The organism is Streptomyces vietnamensis, assembly GCF_000830005.1.
Classification (GTDB): Bacteria; Actinomycetota; Actinomycetes; order Streptomycetales; family Streptomycetaceae; genus Streptomyces; species Streptomyces vietnamensis.
Genome location: NZ_CP010407.1, coordinates 7,591,920 through 7,613,778 on the forward strand (window position 1 = coordinate 7,591,920; position 21,859 = coordinate 7,613,778).

Sequence of the window (21,859 nt, forward strand, 5' to 3'; positions counted from 1 at the left end):
ACGTGTTCGCCGAGGAACGCATCTGTCGCTGAGTGATTCAGACGTCCTTCGACGCATGTTCGATGTGGAAGCGACTTTGGGACACGACCGTCTGGCGGATGCGGTTGGTGAATTCGGGGCTTCGGGCGATCCGGTCGACCCCGCCGGCCTTGTTATTGCGTAGGGCTGTTTTGAAGTACTGGTCGAGCACGCCTGTCAGACGGTCCATGAGCTCGGTGTTGAGGTGGTCGAGGTCGATGTTCAGGAGATCACGTGGAGTGGGCCGGCGCAGCCGCGTGAGCGCGTAGGCGGACACTGCGGCAAGGGGTAGAGCCAGTTCTCGATGGTCTCCCCGAGAAGGGGGCGATCCTCGGCGTACGCATTCAGGTGCTGCCGAATCCGGGTGTGGACGTCGAGGGACAGACGGTAGAGGTCAAGGTCCACTTTCGAGGAGAAGATCTGGTGGTAGTGCTTGTCCTCGAGCAGTAAGGCCTCTGAGTGCCTGAGCGCGACGTGCGGCTCGCGGAGCGCGAAGGCCGTGAACTCGCGTGCCAACCGCGCCATGGAGACCACCTGATCAAGCGGGAACCCGAGGTTGCGGTAGTAGCTGGCGCGCCGCTCGTAGTAGTAGCCGCCGCCGCCATGCGTGAGACTCTCTTCGATGTCCTTCTGAATCGGTTCGGTGGCCCTCAGCGCACCGGCCGGCAGCTGGGTCTGACTGTTGGTGGCCCGGATGATCCTGTCGCGAGCCGTCCCGTTCTCCGGTGCGACCACGATTTTGACGAGCAGAGAGCGATCGCGGTGATGACCACCGGCTTGGAAGAAGCTGTAGACCTCGTGACTCGTCTGAAGTCCGTTGACGATCTGTGGATCCTTGATGACGATCTTCTTGCCCGCGATCTGCGCTGCGTCGGCGACGACCGTGACACCGTTGTTGAACCACCAGAAGTCTTCGCCGGTGCCCGACTTCAAAGTCTCACCAATGGCATTGTTCACCGCTGTGGAACCGGCGTAGTCCCGCACGTTCGACTCGAACGGCTCCAGTCGGAGGGCCTGGTTGTCCGAGGCGATGAAGCGGTAGTACTCATCGAGCCGTGCCAGGCACACGTACCCCTCCCCGAGAGACGTGCTCATGGGGGTCTCGGTGAAGACGAGCTGCGCCACCGCCTTCGCGCCACGGGCGGTTCGTTCGCGAAGGTCTGCCGCGTTGAGATACTCGATCGTCGCCTGTGTGTCCGATGTGATCTTGGAAATTTCTCGACGGAGCCGATCTCCCTTCGCCTTCACGTTGGGGCGAGGGCCCTCAGCCGCCTTGCTGGCGTAGATCACCTTGACCCGCACCTGTGGGAACGAGGAGGCCAGGTCTTCGAGAACGCGGAGGAAGCGTCGTGTGCGCTCGAGGAGTTTCGCATTGGTGTGAGAGCCCAGCTCGTCCTCGTCGCGGCTCATGTCGAGAAGCGTGGGCAGATGGAAGTGGAGCTTCTCGAAGACCGTTTCCTGATAGCCGGGCGAGGTCTTCACCTGAAGCACGACCAGCTCGATGGTGCTGGCACGCTGAGTGAGGTACTGGTGGGCGTCAGAAGTGACGTAGCGGCCGTCCACGAATGACCAGATGCCGTCGATGCCGCAGTCGTGTGCGCCGTCGACTATGCCGTCGATGATTTCGTCGTTGTCCAGATCCCAATCCTGCAGTGCCTTGTCGGCTGCGAAGAATGTGAAGAAGTCGTCCCGTCCCTTCTGCGGCGCCAGCCGCCGGTGCTGATCATCCAGAATCCGGTCCAGAAGCCGCTGATCGTTGTTTTGAGCAGACGTCGTCCAACACCCCGGTGCGCAGGCGAACGAGGCAAGATGGCCGCAGGCTCACCCAGGAAGAGGAAACCCCTCGAAGTGGCGTAGATCAGGTCGTAGCGCGCGCTCGGCGTGACCTAGCTGCGTGTGCGTCGCCAGGCCCTCTCCGAGCCTGGCGACGTCGGGGTGCGCCGGGCAGTTACTGCCCGGACGCGTCAGGCGGAAACAGTGATTCCAGGCGGCACCTGGGATCCTGCGATCCGGAATCGTTCCAGGTGACCTGTGGACACTTCTCGGGGTGGAACTCGGCGAAGAGGACCCGATGCGACCAGCGCCATCTGTCGCCGAAGCGCTCCATGTAGCTGTAGGACGGCTCCGGATCGCCTGGCCGCACCTGAACGACCTCGGCCCATTCCCCCTGCACCGCCACCTCTCGGAGACTGCCGGATGCCGCCTCGTCCAGCGTCGAGGACTCCGAGCTGGCGAAGAGTTCCCCCACAGCCTTGGCGCACTTGTCCGGGGCCGTGTCTTCCAACTTCTTGCGGTAGTCCACCGTCATGAGGGCACACACGGTCTCCCCATCTCCCCTCCGTACCGCTTCGGAGGTGGTGGTCCACGTGTCGCGCACACCAGCTTCGCCGGGCTGAGCTCCGACATCGCGGACGGATTTTCCGGTTCCCTGCGTGGCCCAGTACACGCCCCCACCCGTTCCGGCCAGGAGCAGGACCATGAGCGGGATCCACCAGCGCCCTCCCTTCTTGGTCGTGTTGTTGATGTCCCGGCCGGCGACGGTGCCCCGGTTGTCCCGGCCGATGGACGGGCCGGTGCTCGGATTCGTGATGTTGTGGCCTGCCAGCAGTGCCCCGTCGCCCGCAGTGAACCTGGTGGAGGGGGGATGAGTGGGAGGGGGAGGTACGGACGGCCGTGCCCCGTCGAGGGGATCGTCAGCGTCTCGGGCACCTGTCATGAGGAGATGGCGTCCTCTCCCGCTACTACGTCTCGAAGACCAGCACCGGAGAGGACGGAACCGTCTCCCGCCGCCATGTGCACATCTTCACCGGCATCGACCTGTGACGAGCCGTCACGAGGCACGCGGGCGTGTGACCGCTCGATGCTTCCCTGGGCCAGAAGCGAGCCGCGTCCGGCGCGCATGGTGATTACCGCGGATGGGGTGCTCGGCGTCCTCAAGAGGATCACCAGCGGCACGACAGCCGCGATGACGCCCGCGATTGCTCCGCAGACACTAGCCACCTGATCAGCCTGGTCCAGGTCTCCCAGAAGCGCCCAGGCTGCGAGCCCCAGGGCAACCAGCGTTGACAAGCACACCAAGGCCCCACAAAGAACGCGCTTCCACATTTCAGCTTCCTGTTCGAGGTGGTGGGAGTACGCGCCGCGAGGTACAAGTCCTCACCGGAGGATCAGGCCACACTGGCGCGATCGTGTGGTCAGCCACGGCCGTCGCATGCCTTGCAGTCGCCACTGCCGCGGCAGCTGTCGCACTTCCACACGCCGCGGTATCCGGTTCCGTCGCACGTGGTGCACTGCCCCTTGCCATCGCAGCGCTGGCACTTGTTCCACATGGTGAATCCTCTTTCCGTCGGTGCATCGTCTGCGGTCCACTCCGGTCCGCTGTCGGGCGTCCGGTCACCCCCGAGCATCGGGGGCGGTCGAGATGATCGCCACGTTGTGCGAACAGTCATAATCAACGAATCATCAAACTGAACATCCTGAAAGGTGAACAGAGTTGGCAGGAAAGCCGGGACGTCGGGAGCAACCGCTCGATCCGCAGGCCGGCCCACTGGAACGCTTCGCGCTGGGTTTGCGTGACCTGCGTGAAAGGGCCGGCCTGACCTACATGGAGATGGCCGACATGGCCCATTTCTCGGCCAGTACCCTTTCCCAGGCCGCTGCTGGGCGTCGACTCCCCACCCTGCAGGTGCTGCTGGCCTACGTCCGCGCCTGCGGCGCGGATCCAGACCCATGGGAAAAGCGCTGGGAGCAAGTCCGGCACGACATGTTCGGTCCAGAGAAGGAACGGACATCTGTGTCATTCGACTCGCGCGACGTGGGTCTGGAGGAAGCCACTAGTTTTGTGGGCCGCGAGGGCGAACTCGAGGTAGGCAGCGAAATGATCGAACGCTGCCGACTGGTCACATTGGCCGGAGTCGGCGGTGTGGGCAAGACGCGGTTGGCCGGACGACTTGTCCGACACGTGGCCGGCCGCTTCAAGGATGGCAGCTACCGCGTGGAGCTGGCCGATGTCAACCGCGGCGATGCCGTCGCGGCAGCGGTCGCCGCGGCGGTCGGTGTGCAGACCGCAGCCGAGCAGGATCCTCTGGATGAACTCACCAGAGCGTTACAGGGGCGTAGCGTGCTCCTCCTGCTCGACAACTGTGAGCACGTTCTGGATGCGAGCGCTCAAACCGTCCGCGCCCTGCTCACGCTCTTGCCGGAGCTCCGCATCCTCACCACCAGTCGGCAGCCCCTCGATATCGGGGAAGAGTATGTGTTGCAGGTGAAGCCCTTGGCCTTGCCCGTCCTGGGGGGCGGCCATCGAGGCGAAGCCGGTGACGAGGTCGAGTTTCGCGCGGCCTCGCCGGCGGTCACCCTTTTCGTCGACCGAGCAAGGGCCGCGTCTCCAGGCTTCCGGGTGACGAGGGCGAATCAGACCGTTCTCGCCCAAGTATGCCGAACGCTGGACGGGCTGCCTCTCGCGCTGGAGATCGCCGCACGTCGGCTGCGCACGCTGACTCTCGACGAGCTCCTCGAACGGCTGGATCACCGGTTCGCTCTCCTCGGCCCTGGCGGACGCGACCGTACGGCTCACCCTCGTCACCATGCGTTGCGCGCGCTCTTCGACTGGAGCTACGAGCTGTGCACCGATGCCGAGCGAGCCGCCTGGCAGCAGCTGTCCCTGTGCTCCGGCGGAGTCTTGCTCACTGATGCCGAGCAACTCTGCGGGCGCACCGCGGCAGACGAAGCGCAGGACATTGCCACCCCTGAAGAAGTCTTCGAGTCCCTGGCCGGGCTCGTGGACAAGTCATTGCTCACGAGGGTGGAGACAGGCGGCCGGAGCCGCCTGTACATGCTCGAGACCGTCCGGGCCTACGGGCAGGAGCGCCTGGCGGAGAGTGGTCAGGCGCAGGGCGCACTGCGTCGTCATCGCGCCTGGTACCTCGGCCTCGCCGCACAGGCCGGGGCAGCCTACGGATCGTCCGAACAGGCCGACTGGCTGCGGCGCCTACGCTCCGAGCACGCGAATTTGCGGCAGATCGTGACGTCACCCCAGGCAGCCGGCGAGCCTGCGGAGACGGTGCTGCGTGCGTCCCTTGGCCTGTGGCTGCACTGCCTGACCTCAGGCCATGTGGGAGAGGGTGCTCAGTGGATGCGAAGGATCATCGAGCGGCACCCGCTCCCACCCCATCCGGAGACGACCCTGACGTGGTGCCGGGCCGTATGGGTTGCCAGCTTTCTGCTGATCCTTCACGGGGACCGCACAAGCACCCTCGAGATGATCGGCCGGGGTGAACAGGCTTTGGCGGCTGTGCCCGATGTGGACGTCACGGCGTCCGAGGTGGCCGGGGCCGAACTGACCGCGGCGTTCCTGCAACTGCGGAGCCTGATGGCGCTGATGGCCGAGGATGCCGAGGGCTGCGCACGCTACGCGCTGTCCGCACTGGGGACGGGGCACTGGTCCGTGATGCTGCTGACGAAACCGCAGTGCATCGCCCAACTCGGCTTCTCCGCCGTCATCCAAGGTGACCACGCTCGCTCCACCACGCTGCTTCAAGAGGCCTTGGACATGTCCGAAGCGCAGGGAGACACCTGGCACCGCTGCTATCTGTTGTGGGCCCTCGCGATCGAGCACGGAGAGACAGGGCGAGCGAAGGAGGCTCTCGGTCTGCTCCGACGCGCGCTCCAGCACGCCTGGGAGATCGACGAACAGATGGGAGAGGCGACGCTGAGCGAGACACTTGCTTGGGTACTTGCTTCCTGCGGTGGCGCCCGCTCAGCGGCCCTGGTGCTGGGGGCCGCGGATCGCGTCTGGCACCCGTCCGGCGTTCCTCGGCTCTTCGGATTCGCCGCTATGGCCGCCCACCGTGAGCGAGGCCTGGACCATGCCCGCCAAGCACTCGGAGAGACGGAGTACGTACGGGCGTATCGAGAAGGTCAACAGCTGGGTTTGCGCGCGGCGCTGGAGATGGTGTTCGAGGACGTGGACCAGCTCACCGATCAGGACGGGACGTCGGCACCGATTGAGGACGAGAATCCAGACAGTGGTCACGCCGGAGCGGGACGATGGCATGGCACGGCAAGTCATTCCCCGGTAGCTCCTCGCCACTGGAACGTACGCGCGCGGGAGTGAGGTCGGGGTTGTCCTTGCGGAGATCGGCGGACACCAACAAGGACAACCCCGACCGTCAGGTGCGGTTGAGCTTCCTGGGCTGAGACTTTCCATGTCTGCGACGGAACTCGGTTCTTGGAGCCGGCGGGCGGACGGGGATCGCTGTGTGGTTGTCCGACGAGCCTGGCTGACCGAAGGGCGGCAGCCCAGGCAGGGCGCGGGCCGACGCCGGAGGTCCGAATAGGCTTCCGGCTGGCGGACCTTCCCGAACTGGGGGTGTTGCCCCTCGTGTCGACGTCATGGGAACTTGCTGCAGAGCTCCCCGCGTTGACTGCCGTCCTGGACGCGGTGGCTGTTCCGGCCGTGGGTGCGCTGCGGTACGAACTGGTGGAGTTCACCACGCGCTCCGGGATCGACGTGAGCTACAGGCGACCGGTCGTTGAGATCGGCAGGACCCAGGCCCTCGCCCAGGAGGCGATGCGACTGGCGGCATGACGCTGGTCCGCTGGCTGCCGGCGTCGTCCAGGTGAGGCCCCGAATTTAATCGGTGGTGCTGGGCCTGGGGCGGGGCGGGGTGCGGTGACCGTACGCTCCCTGTCCATGAGGAGGGCGGCCCGCTCATGGTCGACCACGTCCGCCGACACCTACGCGCTGCAGGGGCGCTGTGCGTTTATGGGCTTCGCGGTCGACGGCTCCGTTCCTGCCTTCCGCGCCGCGGGCGGCTTCGTTCGGCTGGAGGCCGCTGGCCGCTGACGTGTCTCCTGGCGCGATGGCCTATGAAGCGGCCTACTCGGCCCGGACGGACGCCCAGATGCGGTCCGAGAGAATCCGGGCCGCCTGGTTGAGGTCGATGTCCTCCGGGGTGGCGAGCCAGCGGTGGGCGGCCACCGCGACCGGGCCGACGACCAGGACCTCCAAGAGCGGGCCGGGGAGGGGTGCGATGTCGCCCGAGTCGACCCAGCGCCGCAGGTGGTCGGCGACCCGGGGGAAGTGGTCCGGTTCGACGCCGCGGGCCCGGTCGGCGTCGACGGCCAGATAGCTGGAGTACGCCGAGCCGTGCAGGTAGCGGGCCACGGCCGGGTTCTCCTGGATGAAGCGCAGGTACGTGGTCACGAACGACCGGATGCCGGTACGGGCGGTCCGGGAGCGATCGACGGTGGCGAGCGCCGCCGTGTACGTCTGCCCCAGGCAGTGCCCGTACAGCGCCGCCGCCAGGCCGTCGAAGCTGCCGAAGTGGTGGTACAGGCTGCCGAGGCTGACCCCGCTCGCCTTCGTCACCGCGTTGACGGTGAACCCGGCCTGCCCCGACGCGGCGAACACCTCCAGTGCCGCGGTCAGGAGGCGTTCGACGGTGGCCTCGCCACGGGACTGCTTTGCCATGGAGGGAGTATAGGCACATGAAGAACTGAAATATTTTTCTAGAAATAATCTCCACAGTGATGGTCCGCCGGACCATACTGCGACCATGGATGATCTGTTGATGAAGCTTGTCTCCGCCGCCCTCACCGGTGGGCTGATCGCCCTGGCCGGATACGCCGGCGCCGCGCGCCGTCGCCGCCAGGCCGCTCGCGCGGAGGCCACCCGGACCTCCACCGAGGACCCCACCCAGGCGCTGCTGCGGCACGCCGAGGAGGCCGACCGCGACCGGGACGAACTGGCCGCCCAGGGCCGGCTTGCCGAAGCGCTCGACCACGCCCGGGAGTCCGTCGACCACTGGACCGCCCTCACCCAGGCACGAGTCGGCCGGTTCCAGGCTGAGCGGCAGACCGCGCTGCGCCGTCTCGAGGAGCTGCGCAGCCGCGCCGGATCGGCCTGAGCGCGTAGGGACTCCCCGTGACCGTCGCCAACCGGGCCGGCCGCGGCCGGGACCCGGCCGGCCGTGGACCTGCGCCGCGGGGAGGCCGCCGACATGGCCGCCGTGCACACGGCCGCGTTCCGGCATCGTTGAGCAGGGCCGAGCCGATGGGGCGCCCGTCAGTCGTGTCGACTGCGCGGCGGGTCGATACTCCGGGGCTGGACGGTAGGCCGTGATCTCCGGGCCGCCTCGATGGCCGGCAGGGCGAGGTCGTTGCGAAGCCGTCCGTCGGCGTGAGTGGTCACGCCGGCGGACGGCTTCGTCATGTCCGGGTAGGGGGCGGGGGATTCGCGTCGAAACCCGGGGAGGACCTGATGCCGTTGGCGCCCCTTGTGGCTCGCGCTGCTGGGTGCTGCTCCTGCTGGGGTAACAAGAAGTGCGGAGCGCCGGCCCGAGGCGGAAACGTCTGAGGCTTCTGCCCTGTGTGGTCGACGGCCGCTGAGCCGCAACGCTGCAGAGCAGTGCTATGTCAACGCCGTTGACGGGGCTGGGCGTGGCCTGTCTACGATCTGCCACACCGCCACGCCAGCCCCGCAGCCTTACGGAGTGCCGTGATTGCCCCAGAGTCGCAGACCGTCGTCGGGCCGGGTTTCACCCCCGCCCTCGACTTCGCCTTCGAGGTCCGTGCTTTCCTTGCGCCCTCCCTGCACATCGGACACGGTTCAGGCGAAGTCACCGAGTACGTCCCCATCTCCGGCGGCACTGTCGATGGCCCCCGCCTGCGCGGCACTGTCCTGGCCGGCGGCGGCGACTGGTGCGACAGACGCGGCGGGGTCTACCAGCTCGATGCCCGATACCTCCTTCAAGCCGACGACGGCGCGGTCATCGACATCACCAACCGCGGTTACTACCACGAGGACGACCCCACGGCCCCCGCCCAGTACGACGGCGCCCTGCAGGTGTCCGAGGCAGGTGTGTACTACCGAACCTCCCCCGTCTTCCGCACCGCCGCCTCCGCCCATCTCTGGCTCGCCCGCACCGTCTTCATCGGTCTCGCCCGCGGCGACGACTCCGAAGTCGCCATCCGCTTCTACTCCGTGACCTGACCGCCGCACATTGATGCCCGCGGTGTTGTCGTGGGTGTTCGCGGCGAGAACGACGATCGCGATGACCAGGCCGAGAACGTCCACCGCCAGTCCGCGCTTGCGGCCCGGCACCCGCTTGGCTGGTCATGGCTGCTCGTGGCGGCGGGGACCCCGGCGGCCACATGGACACTCTGGGGCTTCAGGACCACCAGGGTCGGGTCCTGCAAGACGCCGGGCCCGTGGACCTGACGCCCGGCGCTCCGACAGCGGCGGGTTGGAATTCCAGCCTGCCCGGTTCTGGCTCTTGCGCAACGTTCCGTGGCGGTGCCGACGCATGAGAATTCAACGAACGGGGATGACAGCTGGGTGAAGAGCAGGGGGTACGGCAACGCTTGGTACCGCGGGCGGCTGCCCCACTGGTTACGGGGGCTGCTCGTCCTCGCGGCCGGGTGGGGAGTCCTGCTCTGCGGTCAGCAGGTCGCTGAAGGCTACGGAGCGACCATGGAGTACCGCGACGCACCGGTCTGCCAGGGCGAGGGCCGGAGCGGGGACGGGGATGAGGGGGAACTGTGCGTGCGGCGCGAAGCGGGCACGGTACTCGACCGGCGGACGGGTGAGCGCTGCACGTCCAACGGCACGAGCGGCGGCACGACGGGAGGCATCACCACCGGAGGCATCACGGCCGGAGGCGGTATGAACACCGCCGGTGGCGCCATCGGCGGGGTGACGGCTGGCGGGGTGACCACCGCCGGAGGCGGAGGCGGCGGTACGACCTGTACGACGTATTACGACCTGAAGGTCCAACGGCTGGGCAGTACCACCTGGTTGGGCGTGGGGTCGAAGACGTACCACGACGCCAGGAAGGGTGACCACGCCGAAGTCCGGCTGTGGCAGGGGGACGTCGTGGAGCTGAGGGTTCGCGGCCACGTCGACTCCTACGCGCCCTCCTCGCAGCAGGCGGTTCTCCCGTGGCTCGCGTTGGGTTGCCTGATCCTGGCGGGCGGTGCATGGGCATTGCTGAGCGGGCGGCTCTCCGGCCTCTTCGCCTTCCCCAACTTCGGCTTGCTGTTCGTGGCCGTTGGGGTCGGCTGGCTCGGCTCCATGGCACTGTTCGGCGGCCACCCCGTGATCTGGGTGTTCGCCATCGTGTGGACGGGCTTCGCGGTCTTCTGGACCGTGGGTGCCTGGCGGGACGGGTAGCAGCCCGTGCGAGCTTCCAGCGACCGGACCGCCGCCGGTGATGGCCTCGGCTGTCGGTGCCGCGCGGGATCAGGAAGTCCTGCCGGAAGTACTCGAGCAGCGCCTTCAGGTCGCACGGTTCGAGCATGTCCTCGGCGTCGGCTTCTCGGCGCCCTCTCACATCCTTGGACACGGCCGCCTGCACCTCGGCAGACTCGCCTTTTCGAGCGCTCCTGGAGAAGCGACTCGCCGAAGCGGAGGTAGACCGCCTTGTCGGCAGGCCGAAGCTCGGCGTGTCAGCCGTGCCGATCGTCAGCGTCCCCGCGCGAAGTGGGCGCGGATCGAGCCGTTGCTCCTGGACCGGACACTTGAGCGGGGTGGCTGGTGGAGAGTCACCGTGAGATGAGGGACGCCACTGCCTTCAGGGACGCCTTGGCCACCATGGCGAAGAGCGGGTCCGCATGGCCGTGTCACCAGCCCGTGCCTTGAACTGGAGCTCGGTGCTGCCGGTGGGCATGCTCGCGCCCTGCTTGTACTTCGACACGAAGTCGAAGTTCGCGCGCCCGGTGGCCCCCGGGTCGGCCGGATAGTCGCCGGCCGGCAAGGTGATCCAGCCGCTGCCGGTCATGAACCCGCCGTTGTCCACGGCCGATCCGGCGAGGTCGGAGGTCACCGTGCCGGGCACGAGTTCCAGGGTGTGTCGAGCGTGACGGCGATGGACGGGTGGGTGGCGCCGGGCACTACGATCGCCTCGACGATCTGCTTCAGGAGGGTGTCGAGGCGGCCGAAGTCACCGTCCGAGAAGGTGTTGCCGGGTCCGGGGCCTGTCCGGCTCCGGCCGCCCGATGCGGATCCGTCCCATGACCGGCTGGAACTGGGTGCAGTCGTTCACGTTCCCGCCCGTCAGCGTGAAAGCCGGCGGCCGGCCCTGACCGTCGCAGGCCAGGTGGATCTTGCTGGTCAGCCCGCCGCGCGACCGGCCGAGCGCCTCGCCCTCCCGGGGCCTTCTTTGCGGCCCCCGGCCGCGTGCTGGTGGGCCCGCACGGTGGTCGAGTCCACGCAGACGAGGGTCCGGTCGACGGTCCCGGCGGCGTCGGAGCCTCGTCAAGGGTGCGTACAGAGGTGCTGCCACTGAGAGGTGCGCGCCATCCTTGGGCTGGCGAGGAGCAACGAAATCCGCACTCGATGCGGAAAATGCCCGTGGATTCATAAGTTACCGAGGGGTTTTGGTTAAAAAACCATGGCTGCTGCCTTGCGTGACGTCCTGCCTGTCCGCAAGGATCTGTGCCTGGCCCGGGCCCTTCGCCCCGGCTCCCTCACGCCTCCATGTCTGGACGCCTGGCCGCGCCGGTAACCCCGTGCCGCCAGCCGGTGAACCGCCTGATCCGCGCGGCCGCCCGGACCCCTCCTTCGAGGCTCTCTGCGCGACCCGGCGTCGCGCTCCCTCTCATTCACCTACCCTCAAGGCAAGGCAGAGATGGCACCACAGGCCTCGCGCCGACGATCCCTCACCACCCCGCACCCGGTGGACGAGGTACTTCCACTCCCCACCCTCGCGCTCTACGGATTCCAGCACGTCCTGGCCTTCTACGCCGGTGCGGTGCTCGTACCGGTGATCCTCGGCAGCAGCCTCGGCCTTTCCGGGCAGGAGCTCGTCTACCTCATCAACGCCGACCTGGTCACTGCCGGGATCGCCACCATCATCCAGGCGTGGGGTTTCTGGCGGATCGGAGCCCGGCTGCCGCTCGTTCAGGGCGCGACCTTCACCGCGGTCTCGCCCATGATCGCCATCGGACAGGGTGCGGGCGGCGGCACCGCCGGCCTCCTCGTGGTGTACGGCGCCGTGATCACGGGTGGAGTCGCGGCCTTCCTCTTCGCCCCTTTCGCCGGGCGGCTGACCACGTACTTCCCCCCGATCGTCACCGGCACCCTCCTCACGGTCATCGGCATCGTCCTCATCCCGGTGGCGCTCCAGGACGTCGGCGGCGGCTCGGTGCTCATGGGCGGGCCCCACTACGGGGACCCGGTCAACCTCGCGTACGCGGGTGGAACCCTCCTGTTCATCCTGCTGGTGATGCGGTTCGGCGGGCCGCCCCTGCGCAGCGTCGCGATCCTGCTCGGACTGGTGGGAGGAACCGCCGTCGCCTGGCTGCTCGGCGACGCCGACCTCGGGGCGGTCGACCAGGCGGACTGGCTCGGCGTCAGCACTCCCTTCCACTACGGTCTGCCGCACTTCTCGGTCTTCCCCATGCTGGCGATGGTCGTCGTCATGCTCATCACCATGGTGGAGACCACGGGAGACGTGTACGCCATGGGCGAGATCACCGGACGGAGGGTCGACGGTGACACGGTCAGCCGCGCGCTGCGCGCCGACGGCGTCGCCACCGTGCTGGGCGGGGTGCTCAACTCCTTCCCGTACGTGGCGTTCGCGGAGAACATCGGTCTGGTGCGCATCTCCCGCGTCACCAGCCGGTTCGTCGTCGTCGCGGCCGGCGTCTTCATGATCCTTCTCGGCCTGGTGCCGAAGGCCGGAGCCCTGGTGGCCTCCGTCCCCCACCCCGTGCTCGGCGCGGCGGCCGTCGCGATGTTCGGCATGGTGGCCACCGTCGGCATTCAGATCCTCGGCAAGGTCGACCTGCGGGAGGAACGCAACGCCATCATCCTGGCCGTCAGTCTCGGCACGGCAATGCTCCCGACGGCCGTCGCGCCCTTCTTCGAGCGCATGCCGACCGAGGTGCGGGCCGTCCTGGGCAGTGGAATCACGCTCGGCACGTTGACGGCGGTCCTGTTGAACCTGTTCTTCCACGTCTTCGAGAGTCGCGGGAAGCGGGAGGACATCGACTGGGACGGCCTCGCCGCGTACGACGACGGGACGGGTACGCAGACCGCTACGGCCCGCTGACCCCCCTTCCCGCTCCGCCGAGCCCGGTGTTCCGCGGAGCCGCTCACTGAGGTGATCTGCACATGCCCACCCCTCCGTTCTCTCCCGCCCAGGCCCGGGCCGCCCGTCTCCGTATCGGCCTGACCCATGAACAGGTCGTCGTCGGCATGGCGCAGTTGGGTTTGTACCGCTCGGTGGAGGCCCTCGTGTCCTGGGAGTCGGGGGCGGTGGCGCCTTCGGAGGCCGAACTCTTCGCGCTGGCCAGCGCGCTGTGGTGCCCTGTGCCGGTGCTCATGGACCGGAAGCCGAGATCTCTTCGCGAGCATCGCCTGGCCCGGCAATTCAGCGCCGAGCGGCTGGCCCTGCGTATCGGCATGGAAGTGCACGACTACGCTCGCGCCGAGAGCGACCACCTCTGGAGCGGAACCGACCGGCAGGCCCTGCTGCTTGCGGACGCCCTGGGCCTCGAACCGGGCGAACTGCTGAGGGCCATCGGGCGGGCCGGCGACCTCGACGGCCGGCTCCGCCAGGCCGTCGAAGGCCGATGGAAACAACACGCCACCCCGCTCGCGGGGCTCGTCGGCGCACCTGAGCGCACGGTGGCGCGGGCGCTGCGCACCCTGCACCAGGAGTACGCCCGCTTCAACGAGCGCTACATGGGCCATCTCGTAGCCCGCAGCGACAGCGCACGACTGAAGGAGATCGCCACGGAACGGACCGAGTGGCTGCACGCTCTGTCGGACCGTTTCCTCCACCTCGTGGCCCATGACTCCTCGACCTGAGATCACGATCAGCGGGGGAAGCTCCGGCATCGACAAGTTCCACAGCTACGCTGAGGGTTGTCCTGGCGGAGTTTGGTGCACACCAACAAGGACAATGCCAACCGTCGGGTGCGGTTGAGCTTCCTGGGCTGATCGAGTCGATCGAGATCGTCCTGGACATGGCCGCCCGTTCTCCTTGCGCTCCGCCGGATCCGCCGGCCTCGCCCACCACGCCGTCGCCAAGGGCCTCGACGTCGACACCGTCGTCGTTGCCGACGCGGAATCCGACGTAGGCTCCTGCCGGAGAACAAGGGGGGACGATGGCTGACGAACGCATGACGACCGTACCCGTGTGGACGCTGGCGACCGCTGATGTCCGCATGCCAGGGCTGACCGCGGGCGAGTCGATGACGGCTGAGCGTCTGGCTGAACTGCGCGGAGTGCTGGCCGTCCTGGCCGACGAGCCGATCGCCACACTTGAGGTGCATCCGCTGCCCGACAGGATCGACCGCGGCCGTGGCATCCCGCTGGACGTCGCGAGTCCCCTGGCGCAGCACCTGTCTCAGTTCATCACGCAATCGGCGCGAAGTTCCCTCACGGTGGCCAGGGCGACCGCTTCCGGCGAGGGTCTGTATCGCATGGTGGTCCCGGCGAAGGTCGCCACCCGGTTCGGGCAGGGCATCGTTCGCCCGATGGTGCCGAAGAGGGGTGCCGGCGGCATCTTCGGTGAGCTCGTGAACTCGACGGGCAGGATCACCGCCAAAGCGCGGTTCGTGCCGGTCGGAGGAGCGGCAGCGGCGGGCACGGTCGGTGGCGCCGGTGCGACCGCCGGTGCCGCGGCCGCCGGCGGCACGGCGCTCACCGTGGCCGCTCCGCTCGTGCTCATGGCCGTGGCGGTGGGGGTGAGCGCGCACGCCGACCACAAGCGCCAGCAGGCCATCGAGCGCATCACGGAGCTGCTGGAGCAACTTCAGGAGGAGAAGCTCGACGACGAGCACAGCGAACTCGACGGCTGCCGCGACGCCATCGACAAAGCCACTGCCATCCTGCTCGACCAGGGCAGGATCGGTGTCTCGCTGGGACTCGACTCGGCGGTGCATGCCATCAACACGGCGCTGGGCAAAGCCGACCGCCGCCTTGCCCGATGGCAGAGCGCGCTCGACAGACTGCCTGAGGGCAAGGCCGTCGAACTCGGCACGTTGACCAAGTCGTTCCCCGGCGTCGACGACCATGGTGGCGCCTTCCGCACCCACCTCGAACTCGCTTCCCTGGCCATCGCGCTGAAGCGGCGGGTGGTCGTCCTCCAGGCCGTCGAGCACGCCCAGAGCGATCCTGGCAATCCGTTCGAGAGCTTCACCCGCGCGCTCAAGCGCGATCAGCAGCGCCTCGACGAACTGGAGTCGGGCATCGCCGAGGTCCTGGTACGCCTGTCGGCGCTTGAGCCGGCACGCCCGAACGGTTTGCTGCCCGTCTTCACGACCGGTGAAGTCGATCGCCTCATGAGCGCGGCACACCGGATTCACCGGCTGAGCGCCGGCGTCACCGTCAACAGCCGCGCGACGGACGTGGCGATCGAGATGGCCCGCTACAAGGACGGCTCGGTGGTCGTGTTCCCCGCGCTGCCCGCGTAGGCGCAGGCGCGCTCGCGGCCCGGACCGGGCCGTGGCCCCTGGCCGTGCCGCGGGTCGTCCTCACGGAGGTCGGCGGCGGCCGGATCCGTTCGGTGCACCTTGCGTCACCCTCGTATCGCCCCCAACGTCTTTGGCATCATGGCGAGTTGGCGGAAGTGCCGGATGGTGGGGGAGGTGTCCGACCACGTGCGCGGATACGAGTACCAGGGCGGGGACGGCGACGTCGGGCGTTACGACACCGGGACGGCGACCCGGCTTGCCCGCCGCGCGGTGGAGGCGGCGGCACCGCACGAGCTGCCCCAGTTCCCGATGACGGCCGAGGCCTTCCACCGGTCGCCCGTGAAGTACCGGCTGTGGCCGGTCCACCGCGACGAGCCGCTGGGGATCGGCCTCGACGTGGTCGCCGCGCTCATCAGCACCGCGGCGCTCTCCGCCGCGGCCCAGGTCCTCAGCCACCTCGCGCAGCAGTCCACCGCGCAGGCGGTGGACACCACCCGGAGCCGGTTGTTACCGAGGCTGTTGCGCCGCCGCACCCGACGGGCCGTCGAACCGGCCGCCACGCCCGTGGAGGTGGAGCGGCTGACCGCCGAGCAGCTGACCCGGCTGCGCGAGGTGGCCAGGCAGGCGGCGCTCCGGTGGCGGGTGCCCGAGCCGCAGGCACAGGCGATCGCGGACGGGATCGTCGCGGAGCTCGCCACCCTGTCCCGGGAGGGGCCGGAGGCCGGCGAGCCGGGTGGGGAGGGGCCGGCCGGGGCCGTCCGGTGAGGCGGCGGACGCCGGGACCGGCGGCACCCGGTCGCCCGGGCCCGTTCACGCTTCCCTCCGGCACGTCGGTGCGCTTCGCGCTGCTGATCGCCGCGATGGCCACCGTGTCGGCCCTCATGGTGAACGGCACCTCGTCCGTCCTCCTGTCCTCGGTGCGGTGGGAGGAGATACAGGGGTACCAGGAATGCTCCGCCCGGGCGACGGAGGAGGCGGCCCGTGAACGCGGCTCCGCCACGGACATCCGCATCCCCACCGAGCTCGACCTGGGCGACTGCCAGGACCCGCGCGCCGACGCGAGCCCACTGGTCACCGCCGGGGTCTCGGCCGGCCTGCTCCTCGCCCTCCTCGGCGCCTACGTCGGCCTGCCCCGGCACCGGACCCGGCGGCGCGGCTACCGCCCGCTCACCGGCATGCCCGAGCTGTCCGCGTATCTGGCGGGCCTGCTCGGCGAGTCGGGCGTACGCGCGCGGGTCGTCTTCCTCGCCGAACCGCTGAACCCGGAGGTCCACGCGCTCGCCTTCGGACGCCTCGGACGGCGCCGGGTTGCCCTGAGCGGCGGGCTCGTCACCCTGTACTCCCTCGACCGGGCGGCGTTCCGGAGCATCGTCCTCCATGAACTGGCGCACATCCGCAACCGGGACCTGGACATCGCCTTCCTGACGTTGATCCTGTGGCGGGCGAGCATGCCGGTACTGGCGGTGCTGGCCGCCGTCGCGGCCCCGGCCTCCCTGCTCCTCGGGGGCGCGCTCGCGGGCACCGTCCTGGCGTTCGCCGCCCAGGTCCCGTTGCTCGCCGCACTGGTGACCCTGCTCAAGAACGCGGTGCTGCGCAGCCGGGAGCTGTACGCCGACGCGCGGGTGGCGGAGTGGGAGGGCTCGGCCGACGGCCTGCGCAGGCTGTTCGGCGACCCGCCCGCCCGGCAGCAGGGCGCGGGGGCCGAACGCCGTCTGCTGAGCGGGGGAGTCGGCCCCGGTCTGCTGAGCGTCCACCCGCCGCTCGCCCAGCGGGCGCGGGCGCTGACCGACCGCCGGGTCCTGTACGAGGTCGGCTTCTGGGACATGAGCGCGGTCGGTGCGGCGGGTGCCTTCGTCTACGACATGGTGAGCCTGGGGCCGATCGGCGGCGGCAGCCAGGCGGGACCGGTCACGGAGCTCGCCGCGACGGTCCTGTCCGGGATCCTGATGGTGGGCGCGGCGGGGACGGTGCTGTGGCAGGCGGTGGCGCACGCCCCGGGCTCCCTCACCCCGGCACGGGTCCGGCAGGCCGGGCTCGGTCTGGGCCTCGGCCTGGGGGTGTTCCGGCTGCTGTCCCCGTCGGGGGCCTTCAGCCTGGTGAGCGTGGGCGGCAAAGGGGCGTCGCTGGCCTTCCCGTACCTCGCCCTGACGGGTCTGTGCGGCTGGGCCCTCGTGCGGTGGCTGGTGCTCGTCGCGGGGGCCTGGGGGCCGGTCCTGGCCCGCGGCCGCCGTCCGCGACGGGTGCTGTGGACGGTTCTCGCGGTGGGCGCGGCCGGTGTGCTGCCGATGGTCGACTTCCTGCTGACGCTTCCGTTGATGACGCTGTACGCGGCGGTGTTCATCGCGCCGTCGCTGCCGGGCGCGGTGGTCCTCGTCGGCAGCGCGGGTTTCCTGGCGTTCGACCGGATCACGTCACTGGTGGTGCCGGTGATGCTCACGGCCGTGGTGGTACCGCTGGTCGGGCAGTACGTGTCGTGGCGTCCCGGTGCCCGGCACACCTTCACCGGATTCGGCCCGCCGGGGCCGCCACCGGGCTTCCTCGTCCGCTTCGGCATCCCGGTGGCACCGGCCTCCGCGGTGTCGGCGCTGCTGGTCGCGCTGACCGGCGTCCCCGCCCCCGAGCTGATGGCGATGGGGGTGCTGATCGCCGGCCAGGTCGCGGCGGCCCTCTGGGCGGGCGGGGGCCACGCACCGCTCCCGCTCGCCCGGGGCGCCCTGGCCGCGTTCGGCGCGGGCCTGCTCGGCATGGCGGCCTTCGGCATGCTGCTGAGTCTCCTGGGCTGCCTCGTCCAGGACTCCGAGCTCTGCGTCCCGCCCCCCGCCGCGGCCCACCTCGGTCTGGCCCTCGTGGTGGCCCCCCTGGGCACCCTGCTGGCCTGGCCCCTTCAGGCGCTCACCGTACGGGCCCGCCGGGCCCCGGCGCGGGGACGGCCGTAGGGCGCGGGCTCAGCCGCGGCGTCCGGTCGCCGCGAGGGCGTCCTTGACCTGCTGCGCCACGCGGGCCGCGTCCTCGGGGTTGTTCACCACGTCCGTGCGGTTCATGTCGATGACGAGGACCTCGCTGGCCGAGTAGTGCTTGTGCACCCAGTCGTCGTAGCCGGACCACAGCGTCCGGTAGTACTCGACGAGGCTCTCGTCCTGCTCGAAGTCGCGTCCCCGCAGCCCGATGCGGTGCAGCACCGTCTCGAAGTCCGCCTTGAGGTAGACCATGAGGTCGGGTGCCTTGCGGTACGGCAGGCCGTCGATCTCGCGCATCATCTCGTCGAGCAGCCCCTCGTACACCTGCATCTCGAGGGAGCTGATCCGGCCCAGGTCGTGATTGACCTTGGCGAAGTACCAGTCCTCGTAGATGGACCGGTCGAGCACGTTGTCGCCCTGCTTGTACGCCTCCTTGATCGCGGCGAACCGCGTCTGCAGGAAGTAGAGCTGGAGCAGGAAGGGGTAGCGGTTCGCCTGGATCTCCTCGGGGCTCGCCGAGTAGAAGAGCGGAAGGATCGGGTTGTCGTCCACGCTCTCGTAGAAGACTTCGCTGCCCAGCTCCTTGGCGAGGATTTCGGCCACACTCGTCTTGCCGATTCCGATCATGCCTCCGACGCAGATCACCGGCATACCTCACTTCTCCCTGGGGGCTCTTCTGTTCGTGGGCGGGGCGGGCTGGGCTGGGCTTCCCGCACCACTGAGACGCACGCCGGTGGTCACACGATTCCCGGGATCCTCGTGATCGACGTCATGGGGACCGCCGGGCCCGACATCCCGCGACAGGCCGCAGCCCCGCGGCCGCCCTGCATCTTAGATGACGATTTCGCCCCATGGCGGCCGGTGCGCCGCCGTACACCCCGAGGGCACGGGGCACCCGCCGTCCGAGGTACGGCTCTGCCGGCGCGTCCAGGGCGGGGCCCGGGGGCGGGACTTCACCGTCGAGGAGCGACGGCGCCTCGCGGAGCCGGTGCCGGTCGGGGACCGCGACGCGGCGGACGACCCGCGGGGGATCGACCCGGTCGGTGTCTTCTCGGGGCGCGGCCTCATGCGCGTCCGCACCTGCCCGGCCGACCCGTTCCGCCCGCACCGGCTCGGCTTCCAGTGGCCCGGCTTCCCCGCCCGTGATCCCCCGGGTGTCCTCGCCCCGCGGCTCCTACGCTGGGGTCCGTGACATCCGACAACAGGCCCCTGGCCGTCTTCGACCTCGACAACACGCTGGCCGCGACCGCGCACCGCCAGCACTTCCTGGAGCGCAGGCCCAAGGACTGGGAGGCCTTCTTCGCGGCGGCGCCCGACGATCCGCCGCTGGAGGAGGGCGTCGCTCTGTGCCGTGAGGCGGCCGGGGAGTGCGAGGTGGTCTACCTCACCGGGCGGCCCGAGCGCTGCCGCCGCTCGACCCTGGAGTGGCTGGCCGCGTACGGGCTCCCGGAGGGGCCCGTCCACATGCGGCGCAACCGTGACTTCCGGCCCGCCCGGGTGACCAAGGTGGAGATCCTGCGCCGCCTCGCCGCCGACCGCACGGTCAGGATGCTGGTCGACGACGACCTGGCGGTGTGCGACGCGGCGGAGGCGGCCGGCTTCCGTGTCGTACGGGCCCGCTGGGCGGAGCCCTCCGAGGTGCTGAGGGAGGCTCAGGAGACGGAGGGCCGCACCTGAGACCGGTCAGGACCGGGTCACTGCTCGTCCTCCAGGCGGAAGCCGACCTTCAGACCGACCTGGTAGTGCTCGATCGCGCCGTCGACGAGGTGGCCGCGTACCTGCGTCACCTCGAACCAGTCGAGGCCCCGCAGGGTCTGCGAGGCGCGCTCGATGCCGTTGCGGATGGCCTGGTCGACGCCCTCGGTGGAGGTGCCGACGATCTCGGTGACACGGTAGGTGTGATTCGACATGGGGGCCGAACTCCTCTCGGTGCGTTCCCTCCACGGTGCCCCAGGGCGCGGCGGCGCGCGACACGACGGGGCCGGACGAACCCGCGAGTAACCACCGACGGTGACGGAGCGGGTCGTCCGTCCGGGTGCGGAGCGGGATCGTCAAGGACTTGACCATCCCATTGGTCCAGACCAGAATCCAGGCCACATACCCGCGCGAACACCCCGTTCGGTCCCCCACGCCGGGTCAGTCCCCCTGCGCACGACCCCGTGCCGGACCTGAGCAGAAGGTGACCCACGTGAAGAACCGCCCTCTCGCCTGCCCCCTGGCCGCCGCCACCGCGCTCGCCCTCGCGGGCTGCGGGATGCTCCCGGGCGGCGACGGCGGGACGAAGACCGTGAACGTCTGGCTCATGCGGGACAGCGTCAGCGAGGACTTCCTCACGCGCTTCACCGAGGCGTACGAGCAGGAGCACGACGGGGTCGAGCTCGAGTTCACCATCCAGGAGTGGACCGGCATCGGCAAGAAGGTCACCGAGGCGATCCAGGGCTCCGGCGGCCCCGACGTCATCGAGGTCGGCAACACCCAGGTCGCCCAGTACGCCGACACCGACAAGCTGTTCGACCTCACCCTGGAGTCGGTCCGCGACCTCGGCAAGGAGGACTGGCTGCCCGGCCTCGCCGAGCCCGGCAGCATCGGCGGAGCCCAGTACGGCATCCCCTGGTACGCGGCCAACCGCATCGTCATCTACAACAAGGAGCTGTTCGCGGACGCCGGCATCGACAAGCCGCCGGCCACCCGCGCCGAGTGGCTCGACGACACCGAGAAGCTCAACAAGAACGGCTCCCAGGGCATCTACCTCGCCGGACAGGACTGGTACACCCTCTCCGGCTTCATCTGGGACGAGGGCGGCGAACTCGCCGTCGACAAGGGCGGCCAGTGGACCGGCGCGCTCGACAGCCCGGCCGCCCAGCGCGGCATGGCCTTCTACAAGAAGCTCCAGGCCCTCGGCTCCGGCCCGAAGAACGCCGACGAGCAGACCCCGCCGCAGGCCGACGTCTTCGCCGAGGGCGACGTCGCCCAGCTCATCGCCACCCCCAGCGCCGTCGCCGCCATCCTCAAGGCCAACCCGGACCTCAAGGACAAGCTCGGCTACTTCCCGATACCCGGCAAGAAGGCCGGCAAGCCCTGCGCCGTCTTCACCGGCGGCTCCGACCTCATCATCCCGGAGAACGCACCGCGGCGCGGCGCGGCCCTCGACGTCGTCAAGGCGCTCGCCGGCGAGAAGTGGCAGACCGAACTCGCCCGCGCCATGGGCTACGTGCCCAACAAGAAGGCCCTCGCCTCCGTCGTCGCCGGCCAGGAGGCCACCGCCGTCATGGCGCAGGGCGCCGCACGCGGCCGGGCCACCCCCAACTCCCCGCAGTGGGCGGACGTCGAGGCCGACAACCCCATCAAGCCGTACATGACGGCCGTCCTCCAGGGCGAGGACCCCGTGAAGGCCGCCGAGGAGGCCTCGGCCGCGATCACGGACACCCTCGCCGAATAGCATTCAGCGTTCGCACACC

20 protein-coding genes and 2 pseudogenes are annotated in these 21,859 nt (G+C 69.3%); 13 read left to right on the plus strand and 9 right to left on the minus strand.

Annotated elements, in window-relative coordinates:
- Positions 1–37 precede the first annotated feature (37 nt).
- From SVTN_RS45855 to SVTN_RS33930, 3 genes are all read right to left on the minus strand, one after another.
- Positions 38–295: a hypothetical protein gene (locus tag SVTN_RS45855; protein ID WP_245727738.1), complete on the minus strand. Its 258-nt coding sequence runs from the start codon at positions 293–295 to the stop codon at positions 38–40.
- On the minus strand, positions 241–1,581 hold the full coding sequence (locus SVTN_RS33925) for an AIPR family protein (protein ID WP_245727739.1): 1,341 nt from the start codon (positions 1,579–1,581) through the stop codon (positions 241–243). The genes SVTN_RS45855 and SVTN_RS33925 overlap by 55 nt, the downstream gene beginning before the upstream one ends.
- 385 nt (positions 1,582–1,966) lie before the next feature.
- Positions 1,967–2,497, minus strand: coding sequence for a hypothetical protein (locus tag SVTN_RS33930; RefSeq protein ID WP_041132521.1), 531 nt, complete (start codon positions 2,495–2,497; stop codon positions 1,967–1,969).
- 1,014 nt (positions 2,498–3,511) lie between these two features.
- Here SVTN_RS33930 and SVTN_RS33935 point away from each other — a divergent pair.
- On the plus strand, positions 3,512–6,133 hold the full coding sequence (locus SVTN_RS33935) for an ATP-binding protein (protein WP_078908613.1): 2,622 nt from the start codon (positions 3,512–3,514) through the stop codon (positions 6,131–6,133).
- Positions 6,134–6,439: 306 nt separating this feature from the next.
- Positions 6,440–6,607 (plus strand): hypothetical protein, encoded by a 168-nt coding sequence (locus SVTN_RS41240; protein ID WP_159026543.1) that lies wholly within the window; start codon positions 6,440–6,442, stop codon positions 6,605–6,607.
- A gap of 291 nt (positions 6,608–6,898) precedes the next feature.
- Here the strand turns inward: SVTN_RS41240 and SVTN_RS33945 are convergent, their stop codons facing one another.
- Positions 6,899–7,492 carry a TetR/AcrR family transcriptional regulator gene (locus tag SVTN_RS33945; RefSeq protein ID WP_041132523.1) on the minus strand — a complete coding sequence of 198 codons (594 nt, stop codon included), beginning with the start codon at positions 7,490–7,492 and terminating at the stop codon, positions 6,899–6,901.
- Positions 7,493–7,592: 100 nt separating this feature from the next.
- Here SVTN_RS33945 and SVTN_RS33950 point away from each other — a divergent pair, with 100 nt between their 5' ends.
- Together SVTN_RS33950 and SVTN_RS33955 are read left to right on the plus strand one after the other, a co-directional pair.
- Positions 7,593–7,928, plus strand: coding sequence for a hypothetical protein (locus SVTN_RS33950; RefSeq protein ID WP_052499449.1), 336 nt, complete (start codon positions 7,593–7,595; stop codon positions 7,926–7,928).
- A 590-nt stretch (positions 7,929–8,518) separates the two neighbouring features.
- Complete coding sequence (locus SVTN_RS33955; RefSeq protein ID WP_245727740.1) at positions 8,519–9,013, plus strand: DUF3237 domain-containing protein; 495 nt, start codon at positions 8,519–8,521, stop codon at positions 9,011–9,013.
- A 12-nt stretch (positions 9,014–9,025) separates the two neighbouring features.
- Here the strand turns inward: SVTN_RS33955 and SVTN_RS45860 are convergent.
- Positions 9,026–9,219: pseudogene (locus tag SVTN_RS45860) on the minus strand (IS5/IS1182 family transposase); the annotation flags it as partial.
- Positions 9,220–9,358: 139 nt separating this feature from the next.
- Here SVTN_RS45860 and SVTN_RS45865 point away from each other — a divergent pair.
- On the plus strand, positions 9,359–10,192 hold the full coding sequence (locus tag SVTN_RS45865) for a hypothetical protein (RefSeq protein WP_245727742.1): 834 nt from the start codon (positions 9,359–9,361) through the stop codon (positions 10,190–10,192).
- Between the two features lie 400 nt (positions 10,193–10,592).
- On the opposite strand, the gene SVTN_RS33965 is transcribed toward SVTN_RS45865, so the two are convergent.
- Together SVTN_RS33965 and SVTN_RS45870 are read right to left on the minus strand one after the other, a co-directional pair.
- Positions 10,593–10,856 carry a hypothetical protein gene (locus SVTN_RS33965; protein ID WP_041132525.1) on the minus strand — a complete coding sequence of 88 codons (264 nt, stop codon included), beginning with the start codon at positions 10,854–10,856 and terminating at the stop codon, positions 10,593–10,595.
- A 189-nt stretch (positions 10,857–11,045) separates the two neighbouring features.
- Positions 11,046–11,230: pseudogene (locus tag SVTN_RS45870) on the minus strand (transposase); the annotation flags it as partial.
- A gap of 418 nt (positions 11,231–11,648) precedes the next feature.
- Here SVTN_RS45870 and SVTN_RS33970 point away from each other — a divergent pair.
- The 5 genes from SVTN_RS33970 (at position 11,649) to SVTN_RS33990 (ending at position 18,380) form a co-directional block, all read left to right on the plus strand.
- On the plus strand, positions 11,649–13,073 hold the full coding sequence (locus tag SVTN_RS33970) for a nucleobase:cation symporter-2 family protein (protein ID WP_052499450.1): 1,425 nt from the start codon (positions 11,649–11,651) through the stop codon (positions 13,071–13,073).
- Positions 13,074–13,135: 62 nt separating this feature from the next.
- Complete coding sequence (locus SVTN_RS33975) at positions 13,136–13,834, plus strand: helix-turn-helix domain-containing protein (protein WP_041132526.1); 699 nt, start codon at positions 13,136–13,138, stop codon at positions 13,832–13,834.
- Between the two features lie 299 nt (positions 13,835–14,133).
- Entirely contained in the window at positions 14,134–15,444 is a 1,311-nt protein-coding gene (locus tag SVTN_RS33980; RefSeq protein WP_041132527.1) for a hypothetical protein, read from the plus strand.
- Between the two features lie 174 nt (positions 15,445–15,618).
- On the plus strand, positions 15,619–16,209 hold the full coding sequence (locus SVTN_RS33985) for a hypothetical protein (RefSeq protein WP_159026544.1): 591 nt from the start codon (positions 15,619–15,621) through the stop codon (positions 16,207–16,209).
- Between the two features lie 68 nt (positions 16,210–16,277).
- Positions 16,278–18,380: a M48 family metallopeptidase gene (locus SVTN_RS33990; protein ID WP_041132529.1), complete on the plus strand. Its 2,103-nt coding sequence runs from the start codon at positions 16,278–16,280 to the stop codon at positions 18,378–18,380.
- A 9-nt stretch (positions 18,381–18,389) separates the two neighbouring features.
- On the opposite strand, the gene SVTN_RS33995 is transcribed toward SVTN_RS33990, so the two are convergent.
- Complete coding sequence (locus tag SVTN_RS33995) at positions 18,390–19,052, minus strand: deoxynucleoside kinase (protein WP_041132530.1); 663 nt, start codon at positions 19,050–19,052, stop codon at positions 18,390–18,392.
- 184 nt (positions 19,053–19,236) lie between these two features.
- Between SVTN_RS33995 and SVTN_RS34000 the strand changes: the two genes are divergently transcribed.
- Together SVTN_RS34000 and SVTN_RS34005 are read left to right on the plus strand one after the other, a co-directional pair.
- Complete coding sequence (locus SVTN_RS34000; RefSeq protein WP_041132531.1) at positions 19,237–19,593, plus strand: hypothetical protein; 357 nt, start codon at positions 19,237–19,239, stop codon at positions 19,591–19,593.
- Complete coding sequence (locus SVTN_RS34005) at positions 19,590–20,078, plus strand: phosphatase domain-containing protein (protein ID WP_041132532.1); 489 nt, start codon at positions 19,590–19,592, stop codon at positions 20,076–20,078. The genes SVTN_RS34000 and SVTN_RS34005 overlap by 4 nt, the downstream gene beginning before the upstream one ends.
- A 17-nt stretch (positions 20,079–20,095) precedes the next feature.
- On the opposite strand, the gene SVTN_RS34010 is transcribed toward SVTN_RS34005, so the two are convergent.
- Positions 20,096–20,311 carry a dodecin gene (locus SVTN_RS34010; RefSeq protein ID WP_041132533.1) on the minus strand — a complete coding sequence of 72 codons (216 nt, stop codon included), beginning with the start codon at positions 20,309–20,311 and terminating at the stop codon, positions 20,096–20,098.
- A 278-nt stretch (positions 20,312–20,589) separates the two neighbouring features.
- On the opposite strand from SVTN_RS34010, the gene SVTN_RS34015 reads away from it, so the two are divergent.
- Entirely contained in the window at positions 20,590–21,840 is a 1,251-nt protein-coding gene (locus SVTN_RS34015) for an extracellular solute-binding protein (protein ID WP_041132534.1), read from the plus strand.
- The last annotated feature ends 19 nt before the right edge of the window (positions 21,841–21,859 follow it).